Source organism: Vibrio sp. 2304 (genome assembly GCF_033339475.1).
GTDB lineage: Bacteria > Pseudomonadota > Gammaproteobacteria > Enterobacterales > Vibrionaceae > Vibrio > Vibrio alginolyticus.
Window position 1 is genome coordinate 1 of sequence record NZ_JAWOUQ010000093.1, and the last position, 583, is coordinate 583.

The window sequence follows — 583 nt, forward strand, 5'->3', positions numbered from 1 at the left end:
CAGTCGACGGAAATAATCACGCGTTTTGGAATGAAATTGATCCGGTTTAACTCCGGTGCCAGGTAACTGCTGGAACATTGAACGCCAGTTGGCGTCAACAGAGTCAGGATCGGTTAAGAAGTCTTCATAGAGCTGTTCTATCCAGCTCTGGTTCGAACCAGAGAGGTAAGAAGAGTCCAGCCAGGCTTTCATTGCGCCGTTCTGCATCGTGATCCCTTAAGCATTCATATGCTTATTTCGCCGTAGAAACTACCACGCACACCGAGTGCACGTGCCGGGGTTCACTTGTTGCGGACGAGTTGTGGTTTCTATCCGCTAAGGAACCTTTAACAACTGCCATTAATCTTCAGCGTTCAGGCTGCGGTTGCGTTGGCTGCCTTCGCTTACCCCGGTCACATAGTTCACTCTGCTCCCGGGGATGCGCTCAGTTGCCGCCTTACCTCGCATTGAACGCCTCGATTACTGGTACATCTTGTGGCGGTTTTTAAAGATTTCCTGCTATATCCCCCGGCGGCGCTAACGCTTGCCGGGGCTACTGCTTTGGTAGCCCGGATAAGCGCTAGCGCCATCCGGGACAGACCGT

Annotated in this window: 1 protein-coding gene; it reads right to left on the minus strand. The window is 52.7% G+C overall.

Features of this window, described 5'->3' with window-relative positions:
- Window positions 1-192 (minus strand): 2-oxoglutarate dehydrogenase E1 subunit family protein (locus tag R7P64_RS24430; RefSeq protein WP_318124207.1); only part of this gene is annotated, 192 nt, incomplete at its 3' end.
- Between the last annotated feature and the right edge of the window lie 391 nt (window positions 193-583).